This is a genomic window from Ktedonobacter racemifer DSM 44963 (genome assembly GCF_000178855.1).
Lineage (GTDB): Bacteria > Chloroflexota > Ktedonobacteria > Ktedonobacterales > Ktedonobacteraceae > Ktedonobacter > Ktedonobacter racemifer.
This window is the reverse complement of the sequence record NZ_ADVG01000005.1, coordinates 149,577-169,590: the sequence shown is the minus strand read 5'-3', so window position 1 is coordinate 169,590 and position 20,014 is coordinate 149,577. Positions and strand designations below refer to the sequence as shown.

The window sequence follows — 20,014 nt, the reverse complement described above, 5'->3', positions numbered from 1 at the left end:
CCAAAAGTGTGCCAGATCCCTCAGTGATGCAACAACGGTTACGTGACGCAATTGCGCAAGCGGGCAAAGGGGAGGTTGTGCGTTTTGACGCCAGAGTCTATGGGAAAAAAGAAGGAGAGCGTGAGCTTGAGGTCACCATTACTCCACATCTTGATGCGGACAACAACGTCACGTATCTCCTCTATACAGGCTTTGATGTCACTGAGCGCAAGCGGGCCGAAGCCGAACTTCGTTTCCTGGCGGAGACCATTCCTCAGTTTGTCTGGGTTGCGCGTGCCGATGGCTTGAGCGAATACCATAATCAACGCTGGTATGACTATACCAATACGACTCCCGAACAGGGATTTAGTGACAGGTGGGTTCAATTCGTCCACCCAGAGGACCGTCAACGAGTGCTGGAAGCCTGGTATACTTCAGTTCAGACTGGCACGCCCTATGAAGCGGAATTCCGCTTCCGCAACGGCAGAACCGGGGAATACCGCTGGTTCCTTGCCAGAGCCATGCCGTTTAAAGATGAGCAGGGTAACATTGTGAGGTGGTTTGGGACGTTCACCGATATTCATGACAAAAAGCAAACAGAAACCCGTTTGCGTCTCAGCGAAGCTCGTTACCAACGGTTGTTAGATTCCAACATTATTGGACTGGCCCTGGGTGATATCTATGGGCACATATATGAAGCCAATGAAGCATTTGCGCGCATGATCGGCTACACCCAGGAAGAGATACGTGCAGGTCTCATACGTTGGGATACCATTACCCCCCCCAGAATATCGGTACCTCGATGAGAAAGCGCTCAAAGAACTTCAAGAGTTAGGTGTTTGCCATCCATTTGAAAAGGAATACCAGAGAAAAGATGGAAGCCGCGTTCCTGTCATCGTAGGGGCAGCCCGGCTTGCAGAAGCAGACGGGAAAATTATAAGTTTTATTGTAGATATCTCGGAGCGAAAAGAACTTGAGAAAAGGAAAGACGAGTTTGTTTCTCTCGCAAGTCATGAACTGAAAACGCCATTAACCGCCCTCAAAATGCTTCTCTATCAGCTCAGGAAGAAGTCGAAACAAGAAGAGTACCAGGACGTCACGCGCATCCTCTCTCGTATGGAGGCACAAGTCACGACCTTAACGCAATTGATCAATGATCTGCTGGATGTCTCCAAAATCCAGATGGGGAGATTTGACTACGCTGACGAACCGATTGATCTTGATACCGTGATCCAAGAGGTTGTAGAAACGCTCCAGCAAACAACGACCACACAGACATTGCGCCTGCATGGAGCAGTCCATCAGTGCATCGTGGCGGATAAACGCCGACTCGCGCAAGTCTTCACCAATATCATCAGTAATGCCATCAAATATTCGCCTCAAGCGGACAGCGTTGATATCTGGGTAAGTGCATCGCAGAATACCGCTGTGATCAGGGTACAGGATTATGGCGTTGGTATCCCAGAGGAACTTCAAAGTACGGTCTTTGAACGCTTCAATCGTGGGAGCTACGGCGCGAGTGAGAAGGTTTTTCCCGGTCTGGGCATGGGGTTATACATCGCCAAAGAAATCGTCAAGCATTATGGCGGGACGATCACGGTGGAAAGTGCGGAAGGAAGAGGAACAACGTTCACAGTCTCTCTCCCTGGTGTTGACGGGAGAGCATGTGGGACCGTAGTAGTTACCGCGCCGCCCCATGAAGGAGAGTGAGCGACGGCGAGCCCGATGTTGGAGAGTAGGATGGAGCTGGGGCAGTTGAATTGGACGCGTTGGAGGCGATCTATCCAGGCGCGCTTGTGTGTATGAGGCCTCACGACATAAATTTCTTCTTAGCGGGATGGAGAGAGGGAATGATGTTGGGAGGCCAATTTACAAGATGTCGATGGAAGAAGTTAGATGGGGAGGGGATTTCCCAGGCATCGAAGCGTCAATCCCCATGATTCAGAGCAAAATCCCACTCTTCAGAGCAAAATCGGTCCACCCTTCAGTTAATTTACCATCTCCATCATCTTCCGTGCAATAAGGTGCTGCCTGAAACCATTATGTCTGACAGATTGGCTATTTGAGCCAAGGGGGCAGAGCACTTCTGCTTATAGTTGTGTTTAGCACGGAAGATGACGGAGAACCACCAAACTGGGGCAGGGTCAAATACTGTTTGGCAAGAACTATGGATGCATTATTGGCTTATCGGTAGTCCTTACGCAAAAATAGACAAAAACTCCCACCAGGCTTGCGGAGCCTGCGAAAAGTTGCCCAAGAAAACCCGCCTGACCCCTTGGATGCAAATCCAGCAGCTTGTGGCGGGTTCTTTGCTGTCACCTGCTGCCGGAGAGTTGTGGACCCCTTGTTCGCGAGCGAAACTGGAAGGCACGTACTATTAGCAGCACTCCAAAAATGAGCGCATACACGCCGATGGCCCAGACGAGGCCCAGGAGGCTTGCGGCAGGCTGCAAGATCAGAAAAGCACCCAGAAGAAGCGAGAGAATACCGGCAAGGGCCAGCGTCCACTCTAGCGCCAGGGCACGGTTCATCGAGAGGGCCGCTACAATCTCAACGACACCTGTGATAATGGCCCAGGCCGCGATCAGGAAGAGCAGAGCCAGGGCAGTAATGCCGGGCCAGATGAACGTGAGTATACCAACAATAATACTAACGATACCTTCTAGCAGCAGTACCCACCAGCGTGGAGCGACATGGCGTTCCCGTATCGCTCCAATCACCGCGGCGATCCCATCGATCAGGGCGTACGCCCCAAACAGGGTAACGAGCACAAGCAGCGTTAGACCAGGCCAGAACAGCGCCGCTAATCCGAAGAGTACTGCGGCGATCCCACGAATCAAAAGCATCCACCAGTGTTGCCGCATGAGTCGGGGTTCTGCAAGTATATTCACGTGGTCACTCTCCTTTCTTGGAAGGGAACCTTTGAGAAACTTCGCGACTGCTACAGAACTCACCTGCGGCAGCGCTCTCTTGCACGTCTTCTGTTTGATAGTGGCTTTTCATAGACCTCTCCAGGGGGTCTACCGCAGCACGTTTCCTTTAGTGAAAAGGTAACTCAGTATCCTTGTTTGACACCTTCATGGACTCTTGGCTTATCAGTGCGAAATTAACAGACATGTACGTATTAGCTTTCGTGTTTACTCATGGCTGACCATTCTTTTGCAAGTTCATCACTGTGAGGTTTATACACGTGCTCAAAAAAATTCCCTTGTGACTCTAAAGTATCTTTATTGGTATGCTCAAGGATATGCACAGCCTGTTCCCAGGTCTTTGGAAACGCTTTGCCCAACCGCTGTTCTATCTGTCTTTTGAAGTCTGATCATGGCCCACCTTTGTGGAGGGAGTAAACTCGGAAGAGAGAACTTCACCAAGGAGCGTGAGTATCATGACAAAAGAGCAAAAGACGTATACCAAGTAATTTAAGGTATAAGCGGTCCACCTGGTCCAAGCGAGCCAGAAGTCACAGGCACAGATTGCCCGCGACTTGGGCGTGGCAGACAGCACCCTGTCCACATGGCGCAAGGAGCTGGAAGAACACGGCAATAATGCCTTCCTGGCAGTGGACACCAGACTCCTCTGGAAGAAGAAAATCGTCAATTAAAGCGAGAAGTGGATATCTTGCGCCAAGAGCGTGATATCCTAAAAAACTCATATAGGATTTCTTCCTGATGAGTTAGCCTGAAGAAAGTTGAATCTCCCCCCATCGCTTATCCCCTGAGTTCGATGACTGGTATTGCTCCATTCGATGCTTTCGATGCAGAGCCGCATTATAGAGTTGAGGCGCCGGTGGTATAGCTCCAGGTGCTAGATGAGAAAGCATTTCCAGGTCTTTTTAAGCAGGACAAAGATCACTGAGGTCATTTGCCCCGCCAGCTGGCCAATCACCTTCTCTCGGCCAACGAGCCGCCTTGTCCGTTCATCGACATGACATTTGCGTGCGATCAGACGATCATAGGCCTCTTTCCAGTCTGCGTCCCATTGAATCGCTCGCCACACAATCAAGTACATGGTTTGTCGCATGGAGCGCACTCCACGTGGGGTGAGGCGGCTCCAGCTCAGTGTCGATCCAGATTGAGCGATTTTAGGAACCCAGCCAAAGTAGGATTTCAATTGCGCTGGACGCTCAAAATTCGCAATGGTGCCAATGGTTGCAATCAGCGCTGCGGCGGCCTGCGATCCGATCCCAGGAATAGAAGTCAGGATCTTGCCTTCTCGGCTGTGCTCAACAATCTGGGCAATATTCTTCTCCAATTGTTCCAGGTGTTCCCCCAACAGATGCAACTCTGCAATCAGTTGTTTCTGCTCGAAGACGAGAGCATTGACGCGAGCAGGGTCTTTGATCCCGATACTCTGCGCTGCCAGGTGCTGCAAGGCTCTCAGTTTTGCATCCGAGACGCTACAGGTTTTGCCTCGTGCCTCGCGTAACTGGGCGAAACTGGCCTGAGCCAGCAGAGTTGGTGTTGGAAACTGGGAACGGAGAGCCAAAGCTGTCGGCAGATTGGGGTTGAGCAAGAGACGAGTAAACTCTGGAAAGAGTTCATCGCAGATTGAGGTCAGCTTGTTTTTGCGTCGGGTACTCTCGACCACCAGCTCTGCGTGATGCTGAACCATTCCACGCAACTGGGCGGCAGCCTCAGTAGGATGAGCAAGCCGGCGAACAGCCTGGAGAGGATCGTCCACCTGGATGCCTCTCTCTAGTTGATTGTACAGCTGGTTGGCCAGGCCGAGCGCATCGCGTTTATCTGATTTGAGGAGTCCTTCCCGCCGCTTCTGCACATGGATAATATACACCGAAATATCGAGATCTTGCAGGTACTGCATCAAGGCTCGATGATAGTGACCCGTGACTTCGAGCAGGACCTGGACCTGAACGAGTGGCACGTATGTCTTGATGCGGTCAATGAGTGAGCGGAACCCTTCACGAGAATTCTCGAAAGATCTTGTCTATGAATAAGCCTTTCCCCCATCGTTGAGATGACCAACTTTGGAACTTCCACAAATCTGGGTGATGGTCACTCCCCTCCGAGTGGGGGCGTTGAAAAAGGACCACACTCAATTGGTAATGTACAAGAGAGAGGGTACCTCGCTGGCGGTCTACCCTACCGGTATCTCCTGATGTGTCGTGCGAGGAAGCCAAAGCGTGAGGGCGGCAACGCTACCGTGAATTGCGGTGGAGCACTGACACAAGCCCACGACTGGAAGGCGGGGGTGACTGACGAGTGTTATAATCAGGGAAGTGGTTGTCTTAAGCCTTTTAGTGTGCTATTAGGAGCTGCCATAGTTACCTTTCCTACTAAGGAAAGAGTTTTTGAGGTTTCCTATGAGGTTAGAAGACTTTCTCTCCGGCTGGCGCGAGCATCTGGACGCTCCGGTGGCCGACATCGTCGAGTTCCGCACAGGCGCGTTCCGACTGAAGGGGGGATCCTATGTGCCGCTGGCTTGCCTACTACGGGGATACGATTCCGATCGAGGCTCTCGTCCTGCTGCCCCAGCACTCGCTGATCGACCAGAGCCTGCACTCCCGCGAGGGAGCGACGACGACGAACGGCGACGGTTTCGGTATCGGCTGGTACGACGAGCTAGGAGGGCTGCCGGGCCTGTACAAGAGCATCCGGCCAGCCTGGAACGACCGCAACCTACGCGAGCTTGCGGCGCACATCTCGGCGCCACTCTTCTTCGCGCACATCCGAACATCCACCGGCACAGCCGTCCAGGAGACGAACACCCATCCCTTCCGGCACGGCCGCTGGCTCTTCATGCACAATGGGCTTGTGCGCGAGTTTCCATGTGTGCGTCGTGATCTCTTGCTCGCGATCGACTCGGAGCTGATTCCGGAGCTCGAGGGCTCGACTGACTCAGAAGTTCTCTTCCTCCTCGCGCTCACGTTCGGACTCGAGGACGCCCCCCTCACAGCGCTCGCGCTCATGGCGGGCTTTGTCGAGGAGGTCGGCGAGCGCCACGGAGTCGAGCATCCGCTGCAGATGGCTGTTGCGACGACCGACGGCGAGCAGATCATCGCCGTCCGCTATTCGAGTGAAGGGCAGTCGCGCTCCCTCTACTTCAGCACAGGTGCGCTGGCTCTCAAGGCGCAACACCCGAACATCGAGGAGGTTCAGGGGCTCTCAGACGAGGCGCACGCGATCGTCTCGGAACCGCTCGGAGATCTCGTCGAAGCATGGAAGTGTGTGCCCGAGTCGTCCATCGGGATCGTCAAGCCGGGCCCGGACGAGTTCTACGAGTTCACTCCTCGCCGCCCCCAAAGGAGAAGGTGAGCCTCGTCCCGTGCTCAGGCGCGCGAGGGCCGAGCACGGGCCCTGTACCCATGCCGATCGAGAGGAAGGGAAGGCGAAATCGGAGACACTGCGCTCCACGCCCAGCCACTGCTCCCAAAGAGCGGCTCGCCGCAACAGGCTCCCAACGCAGTCTTTTTGTTCACCCTTCGGCCTCTTTCCAGCCAAAGTGGGCGGAGAGTCCCGTCTATTGGTGCTCGTTCTGATCGATCAGATTATTGTAAAGGGGAGCCGCCTTCTCCTCCCGGGGGAACTCCACGTGGAAGAAGCCTATCTCGCCTTTGTCCGTTTGTTGACTCCACCTCCCAGGACATGCGTGAGGAACTGACTGCCATTGCAGATGCCCTAGGCGAGGGCATGTCCTGTTCAATTGTTCCGCCTCCTTCTTCCCTGGTGCTCACGGGCCACTTGCCCTTCTTCCCGCTGCTTGCTTGATTGTGCATGAGACTCCTTCTTCGCCTTCGTGGAAATGCCATGATTAAAGCCACCTCCATGGGCGCTGGCGCGGTAATCTGGCTGGGAGGCAAAGAAATCGAGGGTGTGGCGCATATCACGGATGAGCAGATCGGCCATGTCATGGCTCAAGCCGTCGCGAGCCACGATGCGTAAGACCGAGAGATCCTCGCGGTTCTTCGGAAAGGTATAGGCCGGAATGATCCAGCCGTGCTCACGTAGGCGTTTTGAGAAATCGAAGACCGAGAAGTTAGAGGGCTCCTGGAGGCTGAAAGTGACAACGGGAAGGTCGCAGCCACTCGTAATGAGCGTAAAGGGACCGAGTTTGGCGATCTCGCTGGAGAGGTAGAGCGCAATCTCCTGGCAGGAGCGCTGGACATGGATGTAGCCTTCGCGGCCCAGGCGCAGGAACATATAGTATTGCGCGATTACCTGGCTTCCCGGGCGCGAAAAGTTGAGCGTAAATGTTGGCATGGAGCCGCCCAGGTAATTGACGGAGAAGATAAGCTCTTCCGGTAGTTTGCTCTGATCGCGCCAGATGATCCAGCCCACGCCGGGATAGACCAGGCCATACTTGTGTCCCGAGGCGTTGATGGACATTACACGCGGCACGCAAAAATCCCACTTCAGGTCAGGCTGAAGGAAAGGGGCGATGAAACCGCCACCGGCCGCGTCGACATGGACGGGAATATCCCAGCCCTTGCTCTTTTGCAATTGGTCAAGCGCCTGGGCGATCTCCTGCACTGGCTCATAGCTGCCATCGAAGGTGCTGCCGAGAATCGCCACCACACCGATGGTGTTTTCATCGCAGTACTTGACCGCTTCTTCCGCACTCAGATGGTAGCGTTCGCCCTCCATGGGCACCAGGCGTGGCTCGACATCCCAGTAACGACAGAACTTCTCCCAGCTGACGTGAACATTAATGCCCATCACGAGATTGGGCTGGTCCACGGGAAGACCTCTGGCCTGCCTGGGCTTACGCCACAGCCATTTCATCGCCATACCGGCAAGCATACAGGCCTCACTGGAGCCGATGGTTGAGCAGCCTGTCATGCCGTCCTCGCGCGGTGCGTTCCAGAGGTGAGCCAGCATATTGACGCAGCGCGACTCGATCTCGGCGGTCTGGGGATACTCGTCCTTATCGATCATATTCTTATCGAAGGTATCCGCCATGAGTTGCCGGGCCTCGTTTTCCATCCAGGTTGTGACAAAGGACGCCAGGTTGAGTTGGGGGTTGCCATCCAGCATCAGCTCATCATGGATCATATTGTAGGCAGTCTGGGGCAGCATCACGCATTCGGGAAACTCGTAGCGGGGCAGGGATGCATTGAGCGATGTCCTCCCATAGAGCGGGAACAGAGAGGGCTCCTGTGCAACGGGGCTACGACCATGTTTTTGTGTGCAAAGCATGTGATGAACTCCTTTTTATGTATTAACCTTTTCGCTCAACACGAAGATAATGAACGGTTGAGATAAAAGCCCTTGATACAGTAGAGGCGTTTCTCTTTTTTTATCACGCAAAGAAATGCTCAAAGGTTGCTTGGTTAGAGCAACAGAAAGGCCCGATGAAGCGTTCAACTTGCGTGTCAGCAAGCATGCGTGATGCCCTCAATGCCTCCAGACCTGAATTGTCTGGAGAAGGCACTACATCCTCTACCGTTCTCCTCACGCCAACTTGGCAGCCACGCAAGTTGAACGCTTTATCGGGCCGAGAGGGAGAACATGTATCGTCTCCCTTTTACCAATGCGTACACTACGCCTTCCCTTGTTCATCGCTGCTCTCGTAGAGCATTTTTTTCTCGACATGTAGCTCATTCTTCTTTTTTTCCTGATATGGATCAGTGGACGAGCTCTTGTTGTTGGGAGAGGTGAATCAGGAGCGGGCTGGCATGCGGTACAATGGAGAAGGAATTTATTCATATTTTATCCATATTAAGGATTAAGGAAGGCTCGCACAAGACATGCGGTTGAGAAAGACGCAAGAGCGCGTGACAGTCCATTCTACGTTGCCATGGGAGGTAGAGCATCTGTCATCTCTTGCTGGGCAAGGAAGCGAATGGTCCCTCTCGAGTATAGGAGAGCAGGGGCAAGTGCTCGGTGAGATCAACAGCCGGACGTACGCCATTCGGTTGCGTCCAGGTATGGAGATTGTGGATCGGCAAGTAGTGGTGCTGAGTCCGATGGAGTCGACCAGTCGGTAAGTCCCACGGGTTGCGCACCAATGTGTCTACTTGTCAACCCCTTGGGAGGAGGCGAGCCGCAGGCTCATCAAGCATCTTTGCGAGCTTGAGGCTTGGGAGAGGTTGCTGAAATGCCCGTTCCAGCCAGGAGAGTGGAACAAGCGATCCCGAGAGCAGCGACCCTTGACTGGGGTGGGAAAACTAGCAGAGCGAGAGCGAGCGAGAGAAGGTGACGCTCTTCAATGCAGGGCCTCGCTCGCTCTCGGCACCCAGCGCCCACCCACCCCAGTCAAGGGCGGGATCGCCCACGCTCCTGGCTGACAGAAAGGCACTGGTGGTGCTGGCCAAGCACGTCTCAGGACCAAAAACAGCACACACTCATCCTGCGTCAAGGCGAAGGGAAGGGAGCGAATCCACGCACCATCTCACCTTGACGGGGAATACCAGCGGCGAGAAACAAGGGGTGGCCTAACGAGTGCGTCTGATCATCCCTTTTGTTGTGTCGCTCGAAGTTGCTTCTGTCGCTCAGACAGCCGATAGGTTGAGCCGTGGTAGTTGACCTGCTCGACCTCTTCACTCAAGCCCAGCTGGTCAAGATAGTCATACAAGAGCAGAAGCCGGTCGCGTTTCTTGCCGGGAATGGTTCCTGTATGACTAATCCAGTTCAACAATTTGCGCGTCACAGCCTCGATTTGCGCATGGCTATCGGATTCCTGCTGGCTGAGGACATGCCAGATGGTCACCAACAGCTTGCGGGCAATGGCCACGATCGCCTTTTGTTTGCCAATGCGCGCGGCCAAGCGCTCAAACTGGGCTTTCCAGTGCGGGTGATGTTCGACGGCAACCCAGGCTGCCTCAACCATGATTCCACGCAGATCACTGCGTCCTTCTTTGGTGATACGACCGCCTCGATTGGTTTCCCCAGACTGGTGGACACTGGCCCCTAAACCAGCATAGCCCACCAGATGCTTGGCCGAAGGAAAACGGGTGATCTCCCCAATGGCGGCCAGGAGACGCATGGCGGAAAGGACTCCCAACCCTGGCAACTGCACCAGAAACGGCACCTGTTGGACCCAGGGGTCGCAGGTGGAAAGCCGACCGAGTTCTGCTTCGCTCTCCTGAATCAGCGCTTCCAGGGTTTGATACAAGCTCAGGTCCTGTTGGACCCGGAGTTTCTCGGCAAACGGCAGATCCAAAGCTAGCCACCATTCCCTCTGGTGGACAGCAAACGGTGTGCCTGGGGGTGGATCGATATTATGCCGTTGCAACACGCTGTGCAGACGATTAGCGGCCTGGGTTCGTTGTTGCACCAGTCGGTTGCGGTGCGTCACCAGAGCACGCAGTTCACGTACTTCTTGTGGCGGCACCCACACTGCAGGAATGAGATTGGCCGCCAACAAACTGGCCAGTTTAATCGTATCACGCGAGTCCGTCTTCACGCGTGCAGCGGCGATCAGCTTGACCGCTTGCGGATGCGCGACAACCACCTCGGCGACCAGAGGCTGGAGTTGATCATACAACAGCCATGCATTGGATGTTGCCTCAAGCACCACCGCATCTGCGTGGGTGAAATGGGTAGTAGCCCACTCAGCAAAGGCCGCAAAGCCAAAACGCCGAGGGGAGAGTACGACGTGTTGCTGGAGATCCACCGCTCCGACCACTAGGTACTGACGATGGACATCCAGAGCCACGAAACGTGTGGCGAGCGCATGCGGGAGTTCTGTCGTAGGCATCTCATGATCCTCCTCTCTCCACATTACGCAAACAATCCGGGTGGATGAGGCGCGTCATTCGGGCTTATGGGAAATCACTCACCAATACGAGTTTGACCACGCGGGTCATCTCAGTTCAGGTATTCGGGCGGGCGACCAAACACCGAGACGGGCTCAGTGTCCCATGCGCAAACCACGGCCAGCCCCGACACCACGCACCACGGCAGCGTCCCCGCCAGTGAACACTGGTAGGGTAGCACGCGACGCACCCCATGACAACATCCTAACAACGAGATTGAATCCCTTAGACCTCTCCCAGAAATTGATAACCCTTGCAGTAATTATGGGATGTCTCTCGTTGTTTCAGCCTCAGTCTGGGTTGGCATGATTGTTCCTTCACGTGATTTGGCTTGAAGAAGTTGTGCCATAGTAACATTTGCTGCCAGAAGATTAAGCCCATCAAGTTTGGCCCCGCGTAAATTAGCGTTGCTCAGGTTTGCCGTGCGCAGATCGGCACTGCGCAGGTCTGCTCCGCTGAGATCGGCCCCGCTGAAATTGGCCTTGCTCAAATCGATGATGTTAATCAGGTCAGATTCCGCTAGAAACGCGAAGAGGATGCTTCTGCGACCGGGGTCTAAGAGCCGTAATATGGTCCAGGTTCGTGTGCGGGCAACAGCGCGCACCTCCGCATTGGTTTTTGATTGGCGTAAATTCTCGCTCAACAGGAGATCCGCCATTTTGTCGAGGTAGCCATGGAGGGCGGCTTCTCGCGCCTGCTCAGTGCTAATCCATGCTGTTCCCACGCCGACTACTACTGGAATTGCCAGAACGCCAAGAAGGTTGAGCCAGTCCCAGAGCGTTCTCCCTTGAAAACCAGTCCAGTTCAGGTGGTAGCCAGCCACAACGGCGACAATGGAGACGACTAGCGCAATGACTATCCCTTCACTGAGTGCCCTATGCCGCAGTATAGATGGCCACCACATCGAAAATCGTCTTTGCATCTTATTCCTCCAGCACGCATGACGCATAGCAATCCGCTTGTTGTACACTGAAAAGCCAGGAGAGATAAAACAAGACAATTACTTGCTGTCTCGAACCCGACAGGAGGGCAAAGCAGATGCATCGTTGGCAAGCACCTCTCTGCCCTCCATGTGGTTTTGCTCAAGGCAGACAACCGCTACCTGCGCGCATGAACTTCCTCAGGGACCTCAACCCTGACCGCTTCAAGTGTAAACTTGCCATCCTTCACATCAATGACGACGGTATCGCCGTCGCGCACCGTGGCGTCAAGCAGCTCGCGCGCGATGCGGTTCTCGATCTCCCGTTGAATGACGCGCTTCAGTGGACGAGCACCAAATTCCTCGTCGTATCCCATTTCGGCCAGTCGATCACGGGCAGTGCTGGTGAGTTGGAGCGTAATGTGACGCTCACTCAGGCGCAGGCGCAGGCGATCCAGCTGGATATTGACGATATCTCGCATCTGTTCGCGCGAAATCGGGTGGAAGACGATGATTTCATCGATGCGGTTGATAAACTCGGGACGGAAGCCTTCCCCGCGCAAGCGCTGGCGGACTGAGCGCTGGACCTCATCCTCTTCCAGTTTCTCAAGCTCAGGCAACCAGAGTGCCCCGACGTTACTCGTCATGATCAGGACGGTGTTCTTGAAGTCAACAGTGCGGCCCTGCCCATCAGTCAGGCGACCATCATCGAACACCTGGAGCAGGATGTTGAAGACCTCTGGCGCGGCCTTCTCGATTTCGTCGAAGAGCACGACGCTATAGGGCCGACGGCGTACGGTCTCCGTCAACTGACCTCCCTCCTCATAGCCGACATAGCCAGGAGGCGCGCCTATCAAGCGTGCGACACTATGCCTCTCCATATACTCGGACATGTCGATGCGGATAATGGCATGCTCGTCATCAAAGAGGAATTCAGCGAGTGCTCGCGCTAGCTCGGTTTTACCCACGCCTGTTGGACCTAAGAAGAGGAAACTGGCCAGCGGCCGGTTGGGGTCCTGCAGTCCCGCTCGCGCGCGACGTATAGCGTCGGAGACCGTTTGTAGCGCGTGGTTCTGCCCGACAACGCGTTTACGCAGGTTATCCTCCATATGGACAAGCTTCTCTATCTCACCCTCCATGAGCCTGGTCGCGGGAATATGGGTCCATTGCGAGATAACCTCAGCAATATCTTCGGCATCCACCTCTTCTTTAAGCATACGAGCGCCTTTGATATTGGCGAGCCTCTCCTCCATCTCATGCAGTTGCTGCTCCAGCCTGGGAATGACGCCATGGCGCAGTTCAGCTGCGCGGGCAAAGTTGTACTCGAGCTCGGCTTTCTCCAGCTCTATCTGGGCCTGTTCGAGTTCTTGCTGTATATTGCGCATGGTCTCGACAGGGCCGCGTTCGCGCTCTAGAGCGAGCTTCATGGCATTAAGCTGCTCTTGCAGATTGGCGATCTCCTGTTCAACTTTTGCACGGCGTTCCTGGCTGCCAGGATCAGACTCCTTTTTCAGGGCTTCATGTTCAATCTGCAACTGCCTGATGCGGCGGTCCAGCGCGTCGATCTCGGTAGGGGTGCTATCCAACTCGACGCGCTTCCGGCTGGCTGCCTCATCCACCAGGTCAATGGCCTTGTCGGGTAAGAAGCGGTCGGTGATGTAACGCTTGGAGAGAACGGCTGCGGAGACCAGGGCGCTGTCGGTGATGCGTACGCCATGATGGGTCTCATAGCGCTGCTTGAGGCCGCGCAGGATACTGATGGTATCCTCAACGGTTGGCTCATCAACCATGACGGGCTGGAAGCGGCGCTCTAGCGCGGCATCTTTTTCAATATATTTGCGATACTCCTCCAGTGTGGTCGAACCGATGCAGTGGAGCTCGCCACGGGCCAGCAAGGGTTTGAGCATGTTGGAGGCATCCATGGCCCCCTCTGCCGCCCCGGCGCCGACCAGGGTGTGAAGCTCGTCGATGAAGAGGATAATGTTGCCGTTGGAGTCGATTACCTCTTTGAGCACGGCTTTAAGTCGTTCCTCGAACTCACCGCGATACTTGGCGCCAGCGATGAGTGCGCCGAGATCGAGAGCGATAATCTGTTTGCCGACCAGTGTCTTTGGCACATCGCTGCGCATGATCCTCAGGGCTAATCCCTCGACAATAGCGGTCTTGCCGACGCCCGGCTCTCCAATTAGGACCGGGTTATTCTTGGTGCGGCGACTTAGGACCTGGATGACACGCCTGATCTCCGCGTCTCTGCCGATGACCGGGTCGAGCTTTCCTTGCCCTGCCAGCAGAGTGAGATTGCGGCCATATTTTTCGAGCGCCTGGTATTTCCCTTCGGGATTCTGGTCGGTCACGCGTTGCCCTCCTCGGATGGACGTGAGAACCTGTAACACCTTGTCACGTGTCAGCCCTGCCGCTTCTAGCGCCTTTGGCGTTACACCATCGCTTATATTAAACATGGCCAGCAACAAGTGCTCAACGCTGAGATACTCGTCGTGAAAGGCTCCCATCTCCTTAAATGCATCTTCCAGGAGCGTGCGCAGGCGAGGTGAAATGCCTGGCTCACTTCCACCATACGCCTTTGGCATGCGCTCAAGTTCCTGGCTAACCAGGCGCTGCGCTGCCTCAAGGTTGCCTCCTGCCTTCGCGATAACTTGCTGTACCACTCCGCCTTCTTGACTGAGCAGAGCCGCAAGGAGATGCTCTACATCAACCTGACTATGATTGTTTGCTCTCGCGATCTGGCCAGCTTCATTGATGGCTTCACGAGCTTTTTCGGTGAAACGCTCAATGTTCATACTCTCTCGTTTCCCTTGTTGGTGTACAAATGAACGATTCTTGTCGGTTGAGCACTACAATGACCACGAGTCAGTTTTCTCAGTCGCCAGAAAATTGCCATGATGAAGATTGTATCTGAGCCACTTGGCTTCGCGTTTCTTCCAGTTCTTGCTGCAATGTTGCCAGGCGCTTGAGTAAGTGGAGAACGACTTCGACACCCTCCAAATTCACTCCTAATTCATGCTGCAAGCGGCGAATACGCCGCAGGCGTCGCACATCCTCTTCGCTATAGCGCCGGTTTCTACTGCTGCCTTCGCCCTGGGCCAGGCCCAATGCTTCCAGGGAATGCAGCGCACGCATGTTGAGGTGGCTCGCGGTGACAGCCTCATGCGCGCTATATGAGCGCGGTACAGGGAATGGCTGTATTACGATACGTGTGATGTGTGGGTTATCCATGGCTGCTCCTTTCTTTTACCGGCTTGCCTGGGGAACGTAGCCAAGTGAATGAGCGAAGGCTTCGAAGAGCTGACGTTGCTCTGGAGTGAGGTCCTTCGGTATGACCACGTGCACATCGGCATAGAGGTCGCCCCGCTTCCCGGATTCTCCCATAACAGGCATGCCCTGGCCCCGTAGACGCAACGCGGTACCCTCCTCGGTCCCGGGTGGAACCCGTAGCAGCAGGTGGCGACCATCCGGGGTCGGCACCTGTACCTCTCCGCCTAATACAGCCTCGGTGAGCGGTACATCGACGCGTGTATGTAGTGTTGTCCCTTCCCGTCTGAAGCGAGGATCAGGTACCATATGCACGCGCAGGTACAGGTCCCCTCGTCCGGCGGGACCCTCTCTGCCCTGACCGGCTATCCGTATGCGCGAACCCTCGTCAACCCCAGGGGGGATTTTTACCTCCAACCGACGTGTGCCGCCATCTGGAGTGGCCAGTTCTAAAACGCGCGTAGCGCCTTTATAGGCTTCTGGAAGTGTCACGGTGACTTCAGCCTCGACATCCTGGCGGGCTGGGGCTCGAGCCTCTGCGCGCGTATGGCCAGCCGTACGCGATCGCCTGGTTCCCGGACCTGCACCAAAGTAGGTCTCGAAGAAATCCGAGAACGGAGACGCGCCGCCAAAGAGGTCGTTTAAGTCTTCTTCGCTGACGGTACGATAGTGGGTGCGTCCTCTACCAGCGCCTGTTGCCCCCGTTCCAGCCGCATAGCCTGCACCTGGCCAGCTCCCGTACTGCTGGTAATATCTATCCATCTCGTCGTAGCTCTTCCGTTTCTCTTGGTCGGAGAGCACTTCGTTGGCTTCGTTGATCTCCTTGAACTTCTCCTCGGCTGCCTTATCACCTGGATTGATATCAGGGTGATATTGGCGCGCGAGTTTGCGAAAGGCTTTTTGAATATCCTTCTGACTTGCGTTCCTGTCCACGCCCAACGTCTTATAGTAGTCCTTATAATCAACAGCCATGGGTTGTTTCTCCCTGGAAGAGGAGTTTTAGAGGATCCGAATGATATCGACCTCCTAAGGCCTCTTCGCAGCAACGCTATATTCTTTGTCAATGAGCTCCTGGACAGCCAGGAGATCTAGACCTGCCTCTGTGAGCGTTGCTTCCCCGACATACTGACCCATACGGGCAACGTGCAGCATTTCGCGAAATTCAGATTCCCCTAAACCGCTCAGGCGCTCTGCTTCCTCCCACTGGTGAGGCTGCATACGGACCTTGCGCTCTTTCACATATAATGTCCCCACCTGCCGGATAGCGGCGAGCACGCGCACGAGGGTTGGCGTAATGGGATGCCCGAGGTGCATAGCCCCGCTCACAGCTCTGGTGAGGAGTTGCCCCGCCTCCGTACGTATCATCTGACAATCAACAAGTCTGTCAATAAAGCCGCGTGCTTCGAGCTTTTCCAGCGCCCAGTTGCGTTTTTCTTCGTCGAGCCCTTCTCGGCTGTTGCTGCCAAAACCACATGATTCCCCTTCGGTGTCGGGGAGTTGCTCCAAAAGTTCGGCCTCCTCTCGAGTAAGTGCAAGCCTTCGTATGCAGTGGTTGGCGAGATTGGCGTAAAAGCGGCCCGATGCAGTGATCCCTCCAGTGCCAATAAGCTCTTCTTCACGTGCCTGCTCAATCCACCACTGCGCAGGAACGCCCAGGTGGGTTTCGGCAATCGTTAGAGCTTTAACCGCTGTAGCGCTGATGTCGCGTGTGTTCCCCTCCTGCTCTTCCACAATTTTTTGACCTGTGAACGTCAGGCGATAGCCCATATTACGGCCTTCCATTTCAGCTCTTAGCAAGTCAAAGGCCTCCAGGCCAACGAGGAGCTCCTCGAGATCCCAATTGGTGTTAAACCACTCATCGTGCTCTTTTACCTGCTCTAGCAGCGCCACAGCCTGACGCTTCAACGGCGTTCTCTCCCGTAAGGTTCGGCCACGGCGTCCTTCCAGGGCGCGATAGCGTTTGACCATACGATTAACTAGCACGCGATGTAGGGCCTCTTTATTGGTGGGTTTATGTTCCTGAACCAGGTGATCGATGGTCGTGAGTAATTCAACTTCAGGTTCGGTGATCGCGAATGTACGCGTCTTTTCTGGTACCTCTTTTTGTAGAAGAGAATATGCTTTGAGCGCTGCATAACCTGCTGCGCTCAGTTTTTCATCCGCATCGACATAGCCCAGCAATTGGAGGCTGGCTATTTGTTCAGGCGTTAAAACGGAGCTTCCCTTATCAGCTAACTCTGCTAGTACCTGGAGCAATGGCTCATCAAGAGCCACATCTAGAGGGCTATAGCCTTCTTTACGCAAAGCATCATAGACGGCCTGGCCTAATGCCGTTAGGACATAATTATCCCCTTCAGGAATCGACCAGGCCAGGAGGTTCATGGCTTCCATGAGCGCCAGTTGTTCTGCGGTCATTTGAGCGGCTGGTTTCTGGGCATAGCCAGGATGCATGTGACGGATCGCATTTGCGAGATCGCCATAAATCTCCAGACGTGGACGATGGTGTTCAGCGAAATCCCTCCAGGCCTCGCCATAACGATTTAGACAGGTAAGCTGACGCTTTTCGAGTGTATCCTGCACCTGCTTTGTGAAGCCGCGTGCACGCAGCATATCTACGGTTACTGGACCAACCTGCCCCTTTTTTAACGTTGCTGCGTGTAAAGCGGCCAGAATATCTGAGCCAAGAAAACGCCAGTTGTGCTCGAGACGATCTATTGTAGGGAGTAAGTTCTCCGCATGCATTGCTCTCATGAGGTCAAGCGCCTCACGCCCGGCATAGGAGAGTTGGTAGGCGCGAGGAGGCTGGAGAAGGGCAAGGCCCTGCAATTCAAGTTCGCGATAAATGTGTTCCTGAGAATCATCTTCTGCCAATGAATGTGTTGCGTGTCCCGCAGCCTCTTCGGCAGCCAGCTCTTGTAACGCGATGAGATGCGCTGAAGCTAAGAGCATAGTGCACATCCTTTCCTGCTCTCCTGAGTGCATCCATAGAGAGCAATCTTGTATGTCTGCATTCAGTTGTAACTGTAACGGTGCGCTTGCTATCCTGGAGGTGCTCCAAAGCTAGAGAGGCAGCCCCCAGGATATCTATAAGTGAATCAGGTGAGTCGCTAGAGTTCTCGGTATTCTCCTTCGACGGTCCCTGGCTCGCTGCCAGAACTGGCTTGCGCTCTTGCTTCAGTGGCTTCGCTGCCAGCCGGAGCGCCTGTATAGCTGGCAATCTCCTGTTGCATGCGCTGATAGGTGCTCTCCAGTTCAGCCATGCTGCTTTGCACACGTGCGATGTCACTCCCAGTTAGGGCGTCGCGCACAGCCTTGACCTTGCTCTCGGCTTCATTGCGCATACTGGGTGAGAGTTTCTCCGTGTTCTCCTTGAGAGTACGCTCTACCTGGTAGGCCACACTGGAAGCATTGTTACGTGTCTCGATCTCCTGGCGGCGCTGGCGATCTTCCTGAGCGTGTTGCTCCGCTTCACTCACCATGCGGTCGACATCGCTTTGCGAGAGACCACTGGAAGCAGTAATGGTAATCTTTTGCTCACGGCCCGTGGCCTTGTCGCGTGCGGTCACGTTGAGAATGCCGTTGGCGTCAATATCGAAGGTGACTTCGATTTGTGGCATGCCACGCGGCGCAGGACTGATCCCCTCCAGGCGGAAATGTCCCAGGCTCTTGTTATCGCGCGCCAGCTCACGTTCACCCTGGAGTACATGGACATCTACCGCTGATTGATTATCCTCGGCTGTGCTGAAGGTCTCGCTCTTGCGTGTAGGAATGGTTGTGTTGCGCTCAATGAGCTTGGTTGTCACGCCACCCAATGTCTCGACGCCAAGTGAGAGCGGGGTAACATCCAGGAGCAAGACATCCTTGACCTCGCCTCCCAGCACACCTCCCTGGATAGCCGCGCCAACGGCGACCACCTCATCGGGATTGACGCCCTTGTGCGGGTCCTTGCCGAAGATGTTTTTGACAAACTCAACTACGGCTGGCATACGGGTCTGCCCGCCCACCAGCACATCCTCGTTGACGTCACTTGGCTTGACCTGCGCATCCTCCAGGGCACGCATGACCGGGCCGCGCGTGCGCTCGATCAGATCGCCCACCAGTTCTTCTAGCTTGGCACGTGTAAGTGTCATCACAAGGTGTCTTGGCCCACTGGCGTCAGCCGTGATAAAGGGGAGGTTAATCTCGGTCTGGGTCGATGAGGAGAGCTCGATCTTGGCGCGCTCGGCGGCTTCCTTCAAGCGTTGGAGCGCCATGCGATCGTTGCGTAAATCAATGCCCTGATCCTTGCGAAACTCGTCGGCAAGCCAGTCCACGATACGCTGGTCAAAGTCGTCGCCACCCAGATGGGTATCGCCATTGGTCGCCTTGACTTCAATGACACCCTCCCCCAGTTGCAGGACGGAGATATCAAAGGTGCCACCGCCGAGGTCATAGACGGCAATGATCTCATCGTGTTTTTTGTCCAGCCCATAGGCAAGCGAGGCCGCGGTTGGCTCATTAATGATGCGCAAGACTTCAAGTCCTGCGATGGTGCCCGCGTCTTTGGTAGCCTGGCGCTGTGAGTCGTTGAAGTAGGCGGGGACCGTGATGACAGCCTGCGAAATGCGTTCCCCCAATTTGTCTTCCGCATCGACCTTCAGCTTTTGCAGGATCATGGCCGAAATTTCTGGCGGACTATACTCACGCCCTCCCATCACAACGCGGACATCACCGTTCGCGGCACTGGCGATCTTATAGGGGACCATTTTCATCGTGCGCTGCACTTCGGGATCATCGAACTTACGCCCCATGAGACGCTTAATGGAGAAGACAGTATTTTCCGGGTTGGTCACAGCCTGGCGTTTAGCGACCTGCCCCACCAGGCGCTCGCCACTCTTGGTAATCGCGACGACAGAGGGCGTAATCCGCGCACCCTCCCTGTTCTCAATAACGGTGGGCTCGCCTGCCTCCATGATTGACATGACTGAGTTTGTTGTTCCCAGGTCTATACCGAGTACCTTTGCCATTGTTCCCTAACTCTCTTGTAGTATGTCCACAACTCCTCTCGACAAGGAGCTTGAGCGCGGATGTCGCCTGCTCATGTGAACTGTTGAATGCCATAGAGGCTGTCTTTTTACCTCGCCCCTTCGATT

13 protein-coding genes and 2 pseudogenes are annotated in these 20,014 nt (G+C 54.9%); 5 read left to right on the top strand and 10 right to left on the bottom strand.

Annotation, left to right across the window (positions count from 1 at the left end; translation table 11 throughout):
- Positions 1-8: 8 nt before the first annotated feature.
- Both KRAC_RS54835 and KRAC_RS54830 read left to right on the top strand, forming a co-directional pair.
- Positions 9-785 carry a PAS domain-containing protein gene (locus tag KRAC_RS54835; protein ID WP_040448489.1) on the top strand — a complete coding sequence of 259 codons (777 nt, stop codon included), beginning with the start codon at positions 9-11 and terminating at the stop codon, positions 783-785.
- Positions 727-1,689: a PAS domain-containing sensor histidine kinase gene (locus tag KRAC_RS54830; protein WP_052569380.1), complete on the top strand. Its 963-nt coding sequence runs from the start codon at positions 727-729 to the stop codon at positions 1,687-1,689. Before KRAC_RS54835 ends, KRAC_RS54830 begins: the two co-directional genes overlap by 59 nt.
- A 605-nt stretch (positions 1,690-2,294) precedes the next feature.
- Here KRAC_RS54830 and KRAC_RS54825 read toward each other — a convergent pair.
- Positions 2,295-2,870 carry an HdeD family acid-resistance protein gene (locus tag KRAC_RS54825; RefSeq protein WP_007921932.1) on the bottom strand — a complete coding sequence of 192 codons (576 nt, stop codon included), beginning with the start codon at positions 2,868-2,870 and terminating at the stop codon, positions 2,295-2,297.
- Between the two features lie 548 nt (positions 2,871-3,418).
- On the opposite strand from KRAC_RS54825, the pseudogene KRAC_RS80570 reads away from it, so the two are divergent.
- Positions 3,419-3,630 (top strand): annotated as a pseudogene (locus KRAC_RS80570) (transposase); the annotation flags it as partial.
- Positions 3,631-3,783: 153 nt separating this feature from the next.
- On the opposite strand, the pseudogene KRAC_RS54810 reads toward KRAC_RS80570, so the two are convergent.
- Positions 3,784-4,908 (bottom strand): annotated as a pseudogene (locus tag KRAC_RS54810) (IS110 family RNA-guided transposase); the annotation flags it as partial.
- Between the two features lie 497 nt (positions 4,909-5,405).
- On the opposite strand from KRAC_RS54810, the gene KRAC_RS54805 reads away from it, so the two are divergent.
- On the top strand, positions 5,406-6,251 hold the full coding sequence (locus KRAC_RS54805) for a class II glutamine amidotransferase (RefSeq protein ID WP_007921928.1): 846 nt from the start codon (positions 5,406-5,408) through the stop codon (positions 6,249-6,251).
- Between the two features lie 384 nt (positions 6,252-6,635).
- On the opposite strand, the gene gad is transcribed toward KRAC_RS54805, so the two are convergent.
- Entirely contained in the window at positions 6,636-8,132 is a 1,497-nt protein-coding gene (gene gad, locus KRAC_RS54795; RefSeq protein ID WP_007921924.1) for a glutamate decarboxylase, read from the bottom strand.
- Between the two features lie 551 nt (positions 8,133-8,683).
- On the opposite strand from gad, the gene KRAC_RS54790 reads away from it, so the two are divergent.
- On the top strand, positions 8,684-8,923 hold the full coding sequence (locus KRAC_RS54790; protein WP_007921923.1) for a hypothetical protein: 240 nt from the start codon (positions 8,684-8,686) through the stop codon (positions 8,921-8,923).
- Between the two features lie 464 nt (positions 8,924-9,387).
- Here the strand turns inward: KRAC_RS54790 and KRAC_RS54780 are convergent, their stop codons facing one another.
- The 7 genes from KRAC_RS54780 to dnaK form a co-directional block, all read right to left on the bottom strand.
- Positions 9,388-10,635: an IS110 family RNA-guided transposase gene (locus KRAC_RS54780; protein WP_007921922.1), complete on the bottom strand. Its 1,248-nt coding sequence runs from the start codon at positions 10,633-10,635 to the stop codon at positions 9,388-9,390.
- 320 nt (positions 10,636-10,955) lie between these two features.
- Positions 10,956-11,615: a pentapeptide repeat-containing protein gene (locus KRAC_RS54775; protein ID WP_007921921.1), complete on the bottom strand. Its 660-nt coding sequence runs from the start codon at positions 11,613-11,615 to the stop codon at positions 10,956-10,958.
- Positions 11,616-11,791: 176 nt separating this feature from the next.
- Positions 11,792-14,410 carry an ATP-dependent chaperone ClpB gene (gene clpB, locus KRAC_RS54770; protein ID WP_007921920.1) on the bottom strand — a complete coding sequence of 873 codons (2,619 nt, stop codon included), beginning with the start codon at positions 14,408-14,410 and terminating at the stop codon, positions 11,792-11,794.
- Positions 14,411-14,489: 79 nt separating this feature from the next.
- Complete coding sequence (locus KRAC_RS64480) at positions 14,490-14,846, bottom strand: chaperone modulator CbpM (protein ID WP_007921919.1); 357 nt, start codon at positions 14,844-14,846, stop codon at positions 14,490-14,492.
- A gap of 15 nt (positions 14,847-14,861) precedes the next feature.
- The gene (locus tag KRAC_RS54760) at positions 14,862-15,854 is read right to left on the bottom strand and encodes a DnaJ C-terminal domain-containing protein (RefSeq protein WP_007921918.1); all 993 of its coding nucleotides are present in this window, start codon (positions 15,852-15,854) and stop codon (positions 14,862-14,864) included.
- A gap of 54 nt (positions 15,855-15,908) precedes the next feature.
- Positions 15,909-17,831 (bottom strand): DUF505 domain-containing protein, encoded by a 1,923-nt coding sequence (locus KRAC_RS54755; RefSeq protein WP_007921917.1) that lies wholly within the window; start codon positions 17,829-17,831, stop codon positions 15,909-15,911.
- 158 nt (positions 17,832-17,989) lie between these two features.
- Positions 17,990-19,888 (bottom strand): molecular chaperone DnaK, encoded by a 1,899-nt coding sequence (gene dnaK, locus KRAC_RS54750; RefSeq protein ID WP_007921916.1) that lies wholly within the window; start codon positions 19,886-19,888, stop codon positions 17,990-17,992.
- Positions 19,889-20,014 lie beyond the last annotated feature (126 nt).

Bases quoted from the DNA above. Each gene is read 5' to 3' on its own strand.
- dnaK (WP_007921916.1), bottom strand. From the start codon at position 19,888: ATGGCAAAGGTACTCGGTATAGACCTGGGAACAACAAACTCAGTCATG.
- KRAC_RS54790 (WP_007921923.1), top strand. From the start codon at position 8,684: ATGCGGTTGAGAAAGACGCAAGAGCGCGTGACAGTCCATTCTACGTTG.
- KRAC_RS54775 (WP_007921921.1), bottom strand. From the start codon at position 11,615: ATGCAAAGACGATTTTCGATGTGGTGGCCATCTATACTGCGGCATAGG.
- KRAC_RS64480 (WP_007921919.1), bottom strand. From the start codon at position 14,846: ATGGATAACCCACACATCACACGTATCGTAATACAGCCATTCCCTGTA.
- KRAC_RS54755 (WP_007921917.1), bottom strand. From the start codon at position 17,831: ATGCTCTTAGCTTCAGCGCATCTCATCGCGTTACAAGAGCTGGCTGCC.
- KRAC_RS54805 (WP_007921928.1), top strand. From the start codon at position 5,406: ATGTGCCGCTGGCTTGCCTACTACGGGGATACGATTCCGATCGAGGCT.
- clpB (WP_007921920.1), bottom strand. From the start codon at position 14,410: ATGAACATTGAGCGTTTCACCGAAAAAGCTCGTGAAGCCATCAATGAA.
- gad (WP_007921924.1), bottom strand. From the start codon at position 8,132: ATGCTTTGCACACAAAAACATGGTCGTAGCCCCGTTGCACAGGAGCCC.
- KRAC_RS54760 (WP_007921918.1), bottom strand. From the start codon at position 15,854: ATGGCTGTTGATTATAAGGACTACTATAAGACGTTGGGCGTGGACAGG.
- KRAC_RS54780 (WP_007921922.1), bottom strand. From the start codon at position 10,635: ATGCCTACGACAGAACTCCCGCATGCGCTCGCCACACGTTTCGTGGCT.